We start from the raw sequence: 13,994 nt of genomic DNA on the forward strand, positions 1-13,994 counted from the left end.
GGCCTCGAGACGCTCAGGCACCCTGTCTGCGTGCACCCGTGGGTAGTAGCGCTCGGTTCCTGACGGCGGCGGCCTAGCCAATGCTGCGCGCGATTGTCGGGCCTCCAACAATCGTTGGTCGCCTCTATCAATCGGCTCCAAGATCTGTCCGCCGTCGCATCAACTGAGCCCAGAGTAGGAGTGGAGGCCCTGGAAGAAGATGTTGACGACGGTGAAGTTGAACAACACAGTCGCGAATCCGATGATGGATAGCCACGCGGAGCGGGTGCCGCGCCAGCCCCGGGTTGCGCGGGCGTGGATGTAGCCGGCGTAGAGCACCCAGATGACAAACGTCCACACCTCCTTGGTGTCGAAGCCCCAGTAACGTCCCCAGGAGTCGTTGGCCCAGATGGCGCCGGCGATGAGGGTGAATGTCCAGAACATGAAGCCCACGATCGCGAATCGGTAGGCGAGCGACTCGAGCGCGTCCGAGCTGGGGAGCGTGCGCAAGAATGCCGGACCGGTGGGGCGGGCGGCACCCGCCGTCGCTCCAGCTCGCCGTTCCCGGCGAGCCTGCAGCAGTTGGGTGACCGAGATGCCGCAGGCGATCGCGAACAGGGCGGTGGCGAGGGAGGCGACGAAGACGTGGATGACCAGCCACACGCTCTTGAGCGGATCCATCAGCGGGACGACCTCGACGTAGAACGCCACCGTGGCCCCGCCCAGCAGCAACACGACCATCCCAATGAGGAACCCGCCGAGGAAGCGCAGGTCGTACCACCGGAGGACCAGCAGGAAGACGGCCACGATCAGGAGCGTCCCGGTGAGTGCGAACTCGTACATGTTCGCCCATGGGACCCGGTCGGCGGCGACACCGCGGGCGACGGTTCCGCCGAGATGGAACAGGAATCCCAGCACGGTGAGCGCCGTGCCGATTCGTGCCCACAGCAGCGGGTGGCGCAGCCGCGGGGGTACGCGCAGGTCGATATGCGCGGCGTGTTCAGGGTCGGTCTCTCCTTGCGGGCGAGCGTTTGCGCTCGCGGCGACGAGGGCGGGTACGCGCTCCGCATGCTGCGCCGATCCGGTGCGAGTGGCACGCTGGGCGAGGTCGATCGTGTAGACGGTGAAGGCCAGCACGTAGGTGGCGATCGCCGTCCACACCAGCAGCAGTGAGATCCCGTCGAGCGAGAGAGCGTCGGTATCGGGCATCGTGGGCTCCTTCTTACGGTGATGGACGAGGACGAGAGTGGGCGTGCGCGATCCCCAGCATGGTCAGCCCGGTACCCGCGCCGATCGTGAGCAGCAGAGTAAGCCAGGGGCCGAGGACGCTGGCAGGGGTGAGGCCGGTGCGCAGGGCGACAGTGGTAACCCTGCCGGCGGCGGTGTCGACGCCGATCGTGTCGATGGTTGCGCCGTCCGGGGCGATGACTTGGCTGGTACCCACGGTAGAGACGTTGACGACGGCCCGGCCGGTCTCGATCGCACGCATGCGGGCGAAGGCGAGTTGCTGCAGGTTCTCGTCGCTGCCGCGGAAGTCGGCGTTGTTGGTCTGAAACACGTATAGCTGCGCACCGGACCGGGCCCCGTCCCAGATCACCTGGTCATAGATCACGTCGAAGCAGATCCCCAACCCCACCCCGACCTGCCCGATCCTCACCAGCGGCGGGTTGGTGCCCGGGGTGTACTCGCGTTGGATCAGGCCCACCAGGTCTGGGACGATCCGCTCGTAGAACGACCGGTCCGGCACGTACTCCCCGAACGGGACCGGGTTGACCTTGTCGTGCCATTGCCGATCGGCGGGATCGGCAGTCCACAACAGGGACGTGTTGAAGACATCCTCGCCTCGAGCGGTGGCGGCGTTCATCAGCAGCGGTGCTCCCGCCGCACGAACCAACCGGTCGAGCTCCGAGGCAGTGCGGACGTTGTCGAGGGGGTCGGAGTCAACCCCGCCTTCCGGCCACACCAGCAGGTCCATCGGCTGACCCAGTAGCGGTACCGTGGCCTCGGACTGCGCGGCGAGCACGTCACCGGGCTTCTTCTGGTCGAAGTAGCCGGCAGGACCATTTCCCTGCACCCACCCGACCCTGAGGTTGCCGGCGGAGGTGGTAGGAAACTGCGGCGTCGCGACAAGTACGAGTGCGACGATCCCCACGGGGAAGAGGCGGCGCAGGAACCGCGGGCTACCGGCGCGAACCCCCTGCACGATCGCGGCGCATAGCGCCACGATGAGGAAGGACAGCCCGGTCACGCCCGTCCAGGACGCGACTTCGCGGAACGGGCTTTCCACCTGGGTCATTCCGAGACGTGCCCACGGAAACCCCGAGTACGGCCACGCACCCATCACGACCTCGCGAGTCGACCACAGCGCCGCCACGATCAGCGGTACCACGACCAGCTGCACGCCACCGTGTGCCCGAGGCCGCCCCGCCCACCGGTAGGCCAAGGCGATCGGGATCGCGCCAGCACCGAACAGCAGTGCTTCGAGCCCGGCGAGAGCGACCCACGGCACGGGGCCGAGGAACTCACCGACCCAGACCAGATGGGCGAAGAAGAACACGGCGCCGAACACGGTGCCGACCAGCAGCGCTCCCCCGATGCTGCGGCCGATCAAAGAGATCAGCGCCATCGTGACACTCACCAAAGCCAGTGGCCACCACCCGAGAGAGGGCGACCCGAGATCCATCGCATACCCTGCCACCGCAGCCGTAGGCACCGCAGCCCACAACGGCAGCCTGTCCCCGGCCTTCCCTGCGACACGGGAGACACTGCCTGCCGCCGCTGCCGTGTTCGCTTCGGCCGAGATAGTGGTGGGGGGCACCGGTCACCTGTCCTTCTGGCCGAGCTTGTCGAGATACTCGTTGTAGGCATCGAGATCGGGGTCGCCGTGGATGTCGGCGAACCGGGCGGCGGCGGCGTCCCTTGAGGTGTCGTCGCGGAACCAGCGGTGCATGACGAACAACAGCATCAGCAGGGTCGGTGCCTCCCCGTACGACCAGGCAAGGCCGCCGGCGATTCTTTGATCATCGAGGGGATTGACACCGAGCGTCTCGGTGGAGGCGACGAAATGGTCCACGAGCAGGGTGGTGGACACCATGAGGAACACGCCGAAGAAGGCGTGCAGCGCAGCTTCGGCGAACACATCGAGTGCACGGCCGGCGTGGTTGAGTCGTACCGGGAGTGGGTCCGCGGAGAGCACCGGGAGGGTGAACAGGATCCCCGCGACCAGGAACCCCACCTCGAGGCCGACGTGACCGGCCGGCGCAGCGAGGATGCCGTCAGCGAACTCGGCGAGATAGAGACCATAGAACGCGAACAGGTAGAGCGGTAAAGCGATCCACGGGCTGAGCGCCCAGCGGGCGCACCGGCTGCGCAGCCCTCCGTGGGCGGCGCGTAGGACGGCCCGGCCGAAACCGCGGTGGGGTGTGGCGCGCAGCAGGAGGGTTCCCGGGGAGCCGAGGACCAACAGCGGGGGGATGGCGATCATGAGGGTGAGTTGCTGAAACATGAACACCGAGAGCAGCGCATACCCGTAGGTTTCAACGCCGAGCCCCGTGACTGCGGCGAGAGTGAGGCACCCCAGGAGGAAGCTCACCGTGCGCCAGGCCGGCCACTGCCGCCGTCCCGTCCATAGGCGGATCGCACCCGTCAGGTAGGCGACGGCGAGGACCGCCGCGACTAGCGGCAGCAGAGGGAACGGCAACGCCACGGGGGTGAGGAAGCCGAGCAGGGTCGGCGGGGTGTCGGGGATCCAGTCGGTCATCGATCCTGCGCGTCGGCGGTGTAGGCGGCCGTGTGCTGTGCGGCGAGGCCGGCGACGGCTCGGGCAAGGGCGGGGTCTTCCCCGCGGGCCAGACCCGCGTACTCGACGTGGATGCCTCCGGGGGCGGGGCCGGCTTTCACCCAGAGTCGCCGACGGGGTACGAATAGCCCGGCGAACAGGCCTAGCGTGGCGAGGGTTGCGAAGACGAGCACCCAGGTGCCGCTGGGGTCGTTCTGGATCTGCAGCGACGCGAACCGTTTCACTGGCTCCCCGGCAACGTCCGAGGCGTCCTCCCACGTGACGCTCCCCCACCCGTTCGGGAGCTCGGCGGTCCGCCCGGGGGTGAGCTCGAGGGAGTCAGCGCCCGAATCGCCGCCGGTGTGCTGGGTAAGGCCCTCCACCTCAAGCGTGTACACCGACCGTGGAGTGCCATCGTCGATGCCCAGGTCGCCGCTGAAGACATTGAGCGTGAGCACCGGGTTGGCCACGTCCGGGTAGATCGACGTGAATGCCCCGGACGGGAGCACGCCCTGGGTGGGGTAGAAAAATCCGACCAGGCCGAGTTGTTCGGGCAGCCCGTCGGGGATCTTGATGATCCCCAGAGAGGTCATGTTGGAGTCCTGCGGTAGGAACGGCTGCGACTCGCTGTACACGACCGCACCCTCGGTGTCGCGAATCGTCAGTGTGGGCGCGTATCCATTGCCGAGCAGGTGGACGCGGTCGCCGGCTACGGTGACCGGATGGTTCACGATCACGCTCTCAGCGCCGTCCTCTTCCCCGGGTGTGCGGATCGTGACATCGGCGGAGAAATCCCCCGCCTGCCCTGCCCCAGCGGTGCCGGGCAGACGGTAAGAGACCTGGAAGTCATCGAGAGTGAGTGAGTACGGGGCGAGGCCCGCGCCGTCGACGAACCGACCTGCGTTGAACGAGGAGTAGTCGCTGAGCGCGTTGACGAACGTCGTGCCCTCCACCACGACCCGCTGCCCGGTGTAGGCGAACGCACTGCCAAACCCCACCGAGACGAGCACCCCAACCAGGGCGACGTGGAAGATCAGGTTGCCAGTCTCGCGCAGGTAGCCGCGCTCGGCCGACACCGACGCCCACCCCGCTCCGTCGTACCGTTGAACTCGGTAACCGGCGCGGCGCAGTTGCCGCTCCGCGACGTCGACCGCGGCCTCAACTGAATCCTGCTGCGCCTGATGCGCGGGCAGGACCGTTTCGCGGTGGTCGCGCAATCGGGACAGGCGGGCAGGGGTGCGCGGTGGCTGGGAGCGCAGTGCCTTGTAGTGGTGGCGGGTGCGGGGGATGACGCAGCCGATGAGGGAGGCGAACAGCAGCAGGTAGATCGCGGCGAACCAGGGGGACTGGTATACGTCGAACAGGCCGATTGTGTCGGCGAGCGGGAACAGGTCGGGGTTGTCGCGCTCCCACTGGATGACACCGTTGGGGTCGGCACTGCGCTGAGGGAACAGTGAGCCGGGTACCGCGGCAATCGCGAGGGACAGCAGCAGCAGCAGTGCGGTGCGCATACTGGTCAACTGCCGCCACGCCCACCGCAGCCACCCCGCCGCCCCCAGCGCCGGCTGGGCGATCTCGGCCGCGCTGTCGTTGTGATCGCTGGGTCGAAGTGGATCGAGAGTCTTACCCGTGGCTTCGAGTTCAGAGCGGGAGCGGGACATTGATCACCACCTGCTGCAGCGCCGACATCAGCATCGTCCAAAGCCCGGTCACCATCAGCAGGCCAAGGAGGATGAGCATCGCCCCGCCGATGATGTTCAAGGTGCGGGTGTGGCGGCCCAAGAAGGCCACCGAGCGAGATGCCCAACCCCACCCGGCTGCGAGGATGAGAAACGGGATGCCCAGCCCGAACGAGTAGGCGAGGCCGAGGAGTCCGGCGCGGGTGGGATCGCCGAGGTTCCAGGACATGGAGATGATCGCCGCGAGCGTGGGGCCGATGCAGGGGGTCCATCCCACACCGAGCGCGAATCCGAGAAGCGGCGCCCCAACCAACCCGGCCCGGCCGCGGGTGCGGGGACGGAGGGTGCGCTGTGCGATGCCGAAGAGCCCGAGGAACACCAGCCCAAGAGCGATGATGACCACGCCGAACACTCGGGTGAGGATGTTCGCATACTGCAACAGCAGCAATCCGAACGTGCCACCGAGGATCGTGACGGCGACGAACACCACCGTGAATCCGGCGATGAACAAACTCACGCCCAGCAGCAGCCGGGCGCGCTCGGGAGCGACTTTCCTCTCCGGAGCGTCGGCGCTGGGGGTTCCGGTGGTGGTGCTGCCGAGGTAGCCGAGGTAGCCGGGCACGAGCGGCAGCACGCACGGGGAGACGAAGGAGACCAGTCCAGCGAGCAGCGCGATCGGGATCGCGACCCAGAGCGCACCGTCGATGACCGCCACCCCGGGGTTCATCGGGCATCCTCGGCGAGGGTGTCGGCGACAAGGGTGGACAGGATCGAGGCGCTGGCGAGTTGCCCGATGACGCGGGCGGCGACCCTACCGTCCCTGTCAATCACGAGGGTGGTCGGGGTGGCCTGGATCGGGGTGACCTGCGCGAACGCAAGCTTTACCTTGCCGTCATCGACATCGATCACGCTGGGGTAGGTGACGTTGTTGTCCTCCGCGAACGACAGCGCGGTAGCGGGCTGGTCGTAGGTGTTGACGCCGAGGAACGCGACACCGTCGTTCTGGTACTCCTGCCATACTTCTTCGAGCATGGGGGCCTCGACGATGCACGGCCCGCACGCGGCGTACCAGAAGTTCACCACCAGCACACCGCCCCGGTAGTCGTCACTGGTCACGGTCTCGCCGGTTTCGGTGACCCCCTCGAACGCGACAGGATCTCCTCGTTCCGCGGTCGGGATCTCGACCACTTGGAAATCGGCGGAGATGTAACCTTTCTCGTTCCCGTCCCGGTACTGCTGTGCGAGTGAATCGTTGACAGCGCAGCCGGTGAGAAGGCTGCCGAGCATCAACATCGCCGCCACCCGGGCGATACTTCGGTTGGGGGCGGTCATGCGCGTGGCACCTTGATCAGTCCGCCAGCGACGAGGAACACGACCGCCGCGACCGGCTGCGCGGCCGTCCACACCGGGCCGGTGAACGCGAACGGCAACACCGGGTTCCAGATCACCACGATCGCGGCGAATATCGGTACCCACCACCACTGGCGCGCCTGTACCGCGAACCACGCCACGATCACTCCCAGGATGGCGGTCACGTACAACACCATCAGGAACCACTCACCCCCCACCAGCGCCGGGGCGAGAAACAACGCCGCCGCCGCGATCAGCCCGGGCGCGAATGCGTTGCGTTGATACGGCGAAGCGACACGTTCCTTCCCGCTCACGTCGCCTCCTCCGTGCTCAATCCGGGGATGGCTTCCTGCGTGGTGTGTGGCGTGCTGGCGCGGGGGCGACGGGCCCAGAGGATCGTAGCGAGCACAACGACGCCGGCGCCGAGCGCGACGTCGGCGAGGTTGCCGATGAACAGGTTGCCGTAGGCGAGGAAATCAGTCACTTGGCCGCGGGCGAATCCGGGTGGGGAGAATATCCGGTCGATGAGGTTTCCGATTGCGCCCCCGAGAATCAGCCCGATCCCGACCGCCCACCATGATGTCCGGGCGCGCGCCGCGGCGGCTACGAGGAGGACCGTGGCGGCCGTTCCCAGCAGGGTGAGCAACCAGGTCGCCCCTGAACCGAGGGAGAGGATCGCGCCCGGGTTGAAGGCCAGCTGCAACCCGAGCAGGTCACCCAGCAATGGGATCCGCTCCCGCTCGCTCAGCTCTGCCAGTGCGGCCGCCTTGCTGGCCTGATCGAGCAGCACTACCCCAGCTGCGGCGATGCACGCGACGGCGAATCTGCGGGCCTGGTCACGGCTCATCGGGGGACCCCTCACTGTTCCTCGCCGCATCGTCTCGAGCTGCTCTGTCGGCGTCTGCCCGATCACGCTGGCGACGCCCTCGCGAAGCCACCACCACGAACGCCGCACCGAGGATGATGACGCCGCTGAGGACAGCGAGGATCGGGAGGAGCGCTTCAGCCCCGGGGAATTTACCCGCACCGGCGCTACCGGTCGTGTCGGTGGATGTCGGAGATGGCGCGGGTGTCTGCTCGGCGACGCTCACTCCGGGGGCAGGGGTGGCGTCGACCGGAAGGGGTTCGACCGTGTACGTGTACTCGCCGGTGATCGGGTGCCCGTCGCTGGTGACCACTCGCCACAACACGGTGAAGACCCCGTCAGACGGGTCGGGCGCCAGATGCTGGGTGACCCACGTGCCATCCACGGTGGGGGCATCGGTGGCGATGTTCTCTCCGTCCGGAGCGATCACCTCAATGATTGCGGACTCCATGTCTGTGAGGAGCTCACCGCTGAAGGAAAGGGTGATCTCGTCAGGCGATCCATTGGTCGTGGTGTTCGCTTCCGGGTAGGAAGAAACCAGTTCTTCGTGCGCTGAGGCCGGGGCCGCGGTAGCGAGAGCGATCCCTCCTCCCAGCAGGACGGTAGCGAGGACGGTGGCGAGAGTGCGGCGTGATCTACGCATGGGTGGTGTGTTCTCCGGGGTGGGATTGCGGTTCGATCTGGAATGTGGCGTGCTCGATGCTGACCGGGAAATGATCGGCGACACATTCCTGCAGTTCCTGCAGTAGCTGTGCGGACTGTTCCGGGGAGAGGGTGTCGTCCACGACGACATGCGCGCTCAGGGTGGGTAGGTCGGCGGAGACCTGGGAGGCGTGCAGGTCGTGCACTGCGACCACCTCGGGCAGCTCGAGGATGTGTCGCCGCACTTCACCAAGATCCAAGCCTGGCGGCGTCGCCTCCAGGAGCATGCTCCCGGAGGCGCGCAGCAGGATGACTGTGCGGGGGATGATGAGCAGGGCGATCAGGATGCCGGCGACGGCGTCCGCTCGGTACCACCCGAGCGTGGCGATGAGGATGGCGCTGGCGATCACGCCGACCGAACCGAGCGCGTCGTTGAGGACCTCGAGGAACGCGGCCCGCATGTTCAGGTTTCGCTTGCGACCACTCAGTAGCACCATCAGCGACGCGATGTTCGCGACCAGGCCGATGATGCCGAAGAACAGCAGGCTCCCCGACGCGATCTCCGGCGGCGCGAACAGCCGTCGGATGCCCTCGACGAGCGCGAAGATCCCGACGCCCAGCAGCAGGGCGGCCTGTGCCAGCGCGCTGAGTACCTCGGTGCGCCGCAGTCCCCAGGTGTGCCGGTCGGACGCTGCACGGTTCATCAGGTGCGCGGCAGTGAGCGCCATCGCGAGGCCAACCATGTCTGTCAGCATGTGTGCGGCGTCGACGAGCAAGGCAAGGCTGCCGGTGATGATCGAGCCGACCACCTCGGCCACGAAGACCGACGAGGTGATCGAGAATGCGATGAGCAGCCTGTTGCGGGGTGTCGCTTCCCCCGCAACGTGGCTGTGTCCTACTTCCACGGTTCGCTCCTTTCGCGGGCGTCGACGATCTGCCGGGCGATCGCGATCGCGTTAGCCCGCGCGCCGGCGAGGCAGACTCGTCGGCATCACGAGTTGCCGTTCACCGCTTGCCGGATTGCGTCCTCGAGGTCGTTCCACTTCTGCAGCTCGAGCAGTTCTCCGTCGACGAAGAACGTGGGTGTGCTGCCCACGCCCAGTGCTTGTCCCTCGGTGAAATCTGCTTCCACCCGCGCCAGCGTCGCCGGATCTGCGACCGCCACGTCGTATGTGGCCATGTCCAGCCCCAGATCCTCCGCAAACCCGCGGAACACTTCTGCGCGGGATTCCTGTGCTTCACCCCACTCCGCCTGCGTCTCGAACAATCGGTGATACATCTCCTCGAACTGCCCCTGCTCCGCGGCGGCTTGCGCCGCCAGCGCGGCGTTGGTGGAGTTGGTGTGACCGGGCAACGGGAAATACCGGACGATATAGGTGATCTCCCCCGAGAATTGTTCGCGCAGGTCTTCAACGACGGGATAGAACGCCCCGCACGCCTCGCACTCGAAGTCCAGGAACTCCACCACCGTCACCGCTCCGTCCCCTCCATCGTCGAGAACGTGTGAATTTGGTCGTACAACTTGTGACTCCTCGCCGTCCTCTGGGGGAGGGGAAGTGGCCGCCTGACTGATGAGGACATAGATCAAGGCGGCCAGCAGCAGAGCGGCTACGACCGCAGTGGTGACGATTGTCACCTTGATTGGGGTTTTCAAACGGACACTCCAAACACGTCAACGGGCACGTCAAGGACCCCGGCCGGTCGCCAGAGGTCGCAGCCGTCACATGGGACGGCGTGCCCGCTTCAGACGCGGGAGAGCGAGAGCTGAACGAGAGTGAGCGTAGGGGTGAAGCGCCGAGCGACCGCCCTCATCGGTGCGCTCGCGCGGGAGCCGACAGCGACGACGCGTGGCGTGACCCGCAGCGCGTAGAGGCGCTTCACCACCAACAGGAGTAGAGAGCAGAAGATTCCGAGAAGGCACCCGGCGACCCCCGCCATCATGCCGCTCGAATTGTCCGCCCCGACCTCGGCCCGATCGGGGGCGCCTGGGGTTGTGGCTTGTGACACCGCTGCAACAGGTTCAACCGACCCCATAGCGGCAGCAGCATCTGCACTCGCCGTAACCACAGGTGCAAGGATCGAAGAAACCCCACCAGGCTCGGAATGGGCCGCGGACCAGATCCCCGATACGAGCACGAACGCGAGGCCCAGACCGGTAATGATCTTCGTTATCAGCAGCCGCTCGTACAACGTTTTCGACGGTCGAGATGGCGCCGCGAGTTTCATGTCATGCCCATGCTAACAACGGTTTCTCATATCTGAGGCACCTCGACGGCCGTCCGTGCGCAGGGCGCCGCAGAGCGAGCGAGAATAGATGGGCACCGCCGAGAGAAGCTCGGGGAGGAAGCCGCTGACGGTGAACATCTGCGATGCGACGACCACGGCGAGAGTGACCATCATGAGTGGCGCCATCGCCGCGGGCACACCGGTTTGGAGTGCGCGACCGACCGACGTGTGCCGCGCGAGCAACTGGGTGAGGGCGGCGAGGGCGAGGGGGAGCACGATCAGCGCCAGAAATGCGTGCACGAACGGGTCGACGTCGAACGCGCCGACGACCTCGGCGCCCGCCATCCACCAGAGGAAGAGTGGCAGCAGCAGGATCTGCACGATCATGAGCAGCGGTGTGGCGGCCAGCAGCCGGTCTCGAGCGCCGCCGGCGAGACCCGCGAACACGATGACATAATCCACGCACGGTGAGAGCAGGACGAGCAGCACGCCGACGAGTAGCGCTTAGGCATGCGCCACGAATCGGCTCAGCCCGAACACCACGAGCGGCAGGATCACGAAGTTCACCGCCAGCACGGCGAGGAGGAAGCGCCAGTCACGAAACGCACGCGCCAGCGCGGTGAACGGCACATTCAGGAAGGTCGCGTAGAGCGGCAGACCCAGCACTCGATCGCTCACCAGCTCGAGGGGGCTGCCCCACTCCGGCATCACCAGCCCGATGATCCCACCGCCCACGATCGCCGCCAGGTAGAGCGCGACCTGGTGGCGTTCCCCCCACTCGATCGCGCCTCACATGCTCCCGGATCCCGCTCACATCAGCGGGATCATGATCGTGGCGGCTCGCTGGCTGAATCGTCAGGATGCTGTCGACTACCGTGATGCGACGTCCGGGATGTAGCGAATCGGATCCGATCGGATCACGTGAGGAGTGGTTCCGGCTGCTGTGCGGGCGTTGCGGACGCCTGTGGAACCCCTCGGGGGCGGCGGGCTGCGCGGACGCCGTTGAGGATCACGATCACTTCGGCGACCTCGTGCACGAGCACGACACCAGCGAGGCCCAGCACTCCGAACAGGGCGAGGGGGAACAGCACGATGATGATCGCTAGTGCGAGCACGATGTTCGCCGTCATGATGCGTCTTCCGCGGCGGGCGTGTGCGAGAGCTGCGGGGATGAGGCGAAGGTCGTGGCCGGTGAAGGCGACGTCGGCGGATTCGATTGCTGCTGCTGCGCCTTTCGCGCCCATCGCGACGCCCACGGTGGCGGTGGCCAGCGCGGGGGCGTCGTTGATCCCATCGCCGATCATCGCGGTCGGGCGAGCGGCGACCATGGCCGCGATGGCGTCGGCTTTGTCTTTGGGGAGCTTCTCGGCACGGACGTCGGTGATCCCTGCTTCCTGGGCGATCGCCCGGGCGGTGCGTTCGTTGTCGCCGGTGAGCATGACCGTGGCGATGCCCTGAGCGTGCAGCATCCGCACCGTCTCTTCCGCCTCGGGACGGAGCTCGTCCCGCACGCCGATCAGGCCGGCGGTGTGGCCGTCGTTCTCGACCGCCACGACCGTCATCCCGCGCGCGGCCATGTTCCCTGCGGCATCCGCGAGCTCAGCGATGTTTAGCCAGCGGACGTTGCCCACGCGTACCTTGTGCGTGCCGACCCGGCCGGTGATGCCACGACCTGCGTCTTCGACGACCTCGCTTGCGGGAGTTGTTCGTGATGCCGCACCGGTGATCGCCGCTGCCAGGGGATGGCTGCTCGTGGCCTCGACCGCGGCGGCCCACTCGAGCAGGTCCTCGCGTGTCACACCCGGTGCGGGGTGTACCTCGACGACGGTCGGCGCGTTTCGCGTGAGGGTCCCGGTCTTGTCGAGGGCGACGGCGCGGATGGTTCCCAGCTGCTCGAATGTCTCGCCGGTCTTGATGACGACACCGAACTTCGATGCGGCCCCGATGGCGCTGATCACCGTGACAGGCACGGCAATGGCAAGGGCGCAGGGCGACGCCGCGACCAGCACCACCAGCGCTCGCTCTATCCAGAGCTCGGGATCGCCCACGACGAACCCGAAGGCGGCGACGAGCGCCGCGGCGATGAGGACGGCGGGAACGAGAGGTCGAGCGATGCGGTCGGCGAGCCGTGCGCGCTCGCCCTTGCGCGCGTGGGCCTGCTCGACCAGGGTGACGATTTGCGTGAGGGAGTTGTCGCGCCCGCCCGCGGTTGCCTCGATCCGCAGAGTCGCGGACCCGTTCACCGAGCCCGCGACCACGGCGTCTCCCGGCTCGACCTCGACGGGGATCGACTCGCCCGTGACCGCTGAGGTGTCCAGACTCGAGCTTCCCGAGATGACGACGCCGTCCGTTGCGACTCGCTCGCCCGCACCCACGACGAGGACGTCCCGCTCGCGAACCTCTACTGCGGGAATGGTCGTCTCTCCGTGGGAGCGCACGACTCGCACCGAGTCGGGAATCAGAGCGAGCAAGGCTCGCAGTCCCTCTTTCGCGCGATCCATCGCACGGTCTTCGAGCGCCTCTGCCAGGGAGAACAGGAACGCCAGCGCAGCCGCCTCGCCGACATGACCGAGGAGCACCGCCCCGATTGCCGCGATGGTCATCAGTAGTCCGACGCCGAGCCGTCCGCGCGACAGGCGGCGGATCGCGCCGGGAACGAACGTGTAGGCCCCGGCGAGGAGCGCGACCCCTTGCAGGGATGTCGCCGGGACGGCCAGCCCCGACCACTCGAAGGAGTACCCCGCGACAAGGAAGACCCCGGAGATCACGGAGGGCAGCAGAGCCTTATCGCGCCACCATGGCGGTCGCACCTCGGGCGCTTCACCCTCTTCAGCCGCACGCTGCGCCGGGCTCGGGCCGCAGCACGCGTCCCCCTCATCGTGGGCATCGGCAGCTGTCGAAGCCGGGGCGTAACCGGTCGACACGCCACCCGTCTCGCCCCCCGTGGACGGGCGGGCGAGTGCAGCTCGCTGTAGTGTGCGAGCCTTGCGCGATTCGTCCGGCCCGCAACACTCCTCGCTCATCGTGTCGGCTCCCCTTCTCCCGCGGGCGCGCAGCAGAAAGGCACGTCGCAGTGCTCGTCAGTGCAGGGCATCCCGTCGTCATAGGCGAGCACCGTGTCCAGCAACAGAGAGATCGCTCGCGTGAGATGCGGGTCCGCGATCTCGTAACGCGTCTGGCGCCCTTCGGGCATAGCCACGACGATGCCGCAACCCCTCAAGCACGCGAGATGATTCGACACATTCGTGCGCGTCAGTCCCAGACTCTCCGCCAAGCGCACCGGATACCCGGGCGCCTCCAGGAGCTCCAAGAGGATCCGCGAACGCGTCGGGTCCGCCATCGAGCGACCGAGCCGGTTCATCACATCCAAACGCGTGGCAATAGTCAGCATGCGATGACTATACAGTGAACGATGATCAGTGGCGACTAGCGCGAGAGGCCTACGGCGCTGTACTCAATGGTTTCGTCCTCTTCA

16 protein-coding genes are annotated in these 13,994 nt (G+C 67.0%); all 16 read right to left on the minus strand.

Annotation, left to right across the window (positions count from 1 at the left end):
* Positions 1 to 159: 159 nt before the first annotated feature.
* The 16 genes from ccsB to cmtR all read right to left on the minus strand — a co-directional run bounded on the left by ccsB (position 160) and on the right by cmtR (position 13,910).
* Positions 160 to 1,188: a c-type cytochrome biogenesis protein CcsB gene (ccsB, locus tag M4I32_RS13060; protein ID WP_319034919.1), complete on the minus strand. Its 1,029-nt coding sequence runs from the start codon at positions 1,186 to 1,188 to the stop codon at positions 160 to 162.
* A 13-nt stretch (positions 1,189 to 1,201) separates the two neighbouring features.
* Positions 1,202 to 2,662 (minus strand): apolipoprotein N-acyltransferase, encoded by a 1,461-nt coding sequence (gene lnt, locus M4I32_RS13065; protein ID WP_319034920.1) that lies wholly within the window; start codon positions 2,660 to 2,662, stop codon positions 1,202 to 1,204.
* Positions 2,663 to 2,800: 138 nt separating this feature from the next.
* Positions 2,801 to 3,739 carry a cytochrome c oxidase assembly protein gene (locus tag M4I32_RS13070; protein ID WP_319034921.1) on the minus strand — a complete coding sequence of 313 codons (939 nt, stop codon included), beginning with the start codon at positions 3,737 to 3,739 and terminating at the stop codon, positions 2,801 to 2,803.
* Positions 3,736 to 5,418, minus strand: a complete 1,683-nt coding sequence (locus M4I32_RS13075) for a cytochrome c biogenesis protein ResB (protein ID WP_319034922.1) — start codon at positions 5,416 to 5,418, stop codon at positions 3,736 to 3,738. The genes M4I32_RS13070 and M4I32_RS13075 overlap by 4 nt, the downstream gene beginning before the upstream one ends.
* On the minus strand, positions 5,399 to 6,163 hold the full coding sequence (locus tag M4I32_RS13080) for a cytochrome c biogenesis CcdA family protein (protein ID WP_319034923.1): 765 nt from the start codon (positions 6,161 to 6,163) through the stop codon (positions 5,399 to 5,401). The genes M4I32_RS13075 and M4I32_RS13080 overlap by 20 nt, the downstream gene beginning before the upstream one ends.
* Positions 6,160 to 6,768 (minus strand): TlpA disulfide reductase family protein, encoded by a 609-nt coding sequence (locus M4I32_RS13085; RefSeq protein ID WP_319034924.1) that lies wholly within the window; start codon positions 6,766 to 6,768, stop codon positions 6,160 to 6,162. Before M4I32_RS13085 ends, M4I32_RS13080 begins: the two co-directional genes overlap by 4 nt.
* Positions 6,765 to 7,100 carry a DUF6804 family protein gene (locus tag M4I32_RS13090; RefSeq protein WP_319034925.1) on the minus strand — a complete coding sequence of 112 codons (336 nt, stop codon included), beginning with the start codon at positions 7,098 to 7,100 and terminating at the stop codon, positions 6,765 to 6,767. The genes M4I32_RS13085 and M4I32_RS13090 overlap by 4 nt, the downstream gene beginning before the upstream one ends.
* The gene (locus tag M4I32_RS13095) at positions 7,097 to 7,633 is read right to left on the minus strand and encodes a signal peptidase II (RefSeq protein ID WP_319034926.1); all 537 of its coding nucleotides are present in this window, start codon (positions 7,631 to 7,633) and stop codon (positions 7,097 to 7,099) included. The genes M4I32_RS13090 and M4I32_RS13095 overlap by 4 nt, the downstream gene beginning before the upstream one ends.
* Positions 7,623 to 8,294 (minus strand): copper resistance protein CopC, encoded by a 672-nt coding sequence (locus tag M4I32_RS13100; protein WP_319034927.1) that lies wholly within the window; start codon positions 8,292 to 8,294, stop codon positions 7,623 to 7,625. Before M4I32_RS13100 ends, M4I32_RS13095 begins: the two co-directional genes overlap by 11 nt.
* A complete protein-coding gene (locus M4I32_RS13105) occupies positions 8,287 to 9,198 on the minus strand; it encodes a cation diffusion facilitator family transporter (RefSeq protein WP_319034928.1) in 912 nt (303 codons plus the stop codon). Before M4I32_RS13105 ends, M4I32_RS13100 begins: the two co-directional genes overlap by 8 nt.
* An 86-nt stretch (positions 9,199 to 9,284) precedes the next feature.
* Positions 9,285 to 9,947 carry a DsbA family protein gene (locus tag M4I32_RS13110; RefSeq protein WP_319034929.1) on the minus strand — a complete coding sequence of 221 codons (663 nt, stop codon included), beginning with the start codon at positions 9,945 to 9,947 and terminating at the stop codon, positions 9,285 to 9,287.
* A gap of 89 nt (positions 9,948 to 10,036) precedes the next feature.
* Positions 10,037 to 10,519: a hypothetical protein gene (locus M4I32_RS13115; RefSeq protein ID WP_319034930.1), complete on the minus strand. Its 483-nt coding sequence runs from the start codon at positions 10,517 to 10,519 to the stop codon at positions 10,037 to 10,039.
* 12 nt (positions 10,520 to 10,531) lie between these two features.
* Entirely contained in the window at positions 10,532 to 11,008 is a 477-nt protein-coding gene (locus M4I32_RS13120; protein WP_319034931.1) for a hypothetical protein, read from the minus strand.
* 15 nt (positions 11,009 to 11,023) lie between these two features.
* Positions 11,024 to 11,254 (minus strand): hypothetical protein, encoded by a 231-nt coding sequence (locus tag M4I32_RS13125; protein WP_319034932.1) that lies wholly within the window; start codon positions 11,252 to 11,254, stop codon positions 11,024 to 11,026.
* A 182-nt stretch (positions 11,255 to 11,436) separates the two neighbouring features.
* Positions 11,437 to 13,542 (minus strand): heavy metal translocating P-type ATPase, encoded by a 2,106-nt coding sequence (locus M4I32_RS13130; RefSeq protein ID WP_413466828.1) that lies wholly within the window; start codon positions 13,540 to 13,542, stop codon positions 11,437 to 11,439.
* Complete coding sequence (gene cmtR, locus M4I32_RS13135) at positions 13,539 to 13,910, minus strand: Cd(II)/Pb(II)-sensing metalloregulatory transcriptional regulator CmtR (RefSeq protein WP_319034933.1); 372 nt, start codon at positions 13,908 to 13,910, stop codon at positions 13,539 to 13,541. Before cmtR ends, M4I32_RS13130 begins: the two co-directional genes overlap by 4 nt.
* Between the last annotated feature and the right edge of the window lie 84 nt (positions 13,911 to 13,994).

Source organism: Microbacterium sp. LRZ72 (assembly GCF_033792225.1).
Classification (GTDB): domain Bacteria; phylum Actinomycetota; class Actinomycetes; order Actinomycetales; family Microbacteriaceae; genus Microbacterium.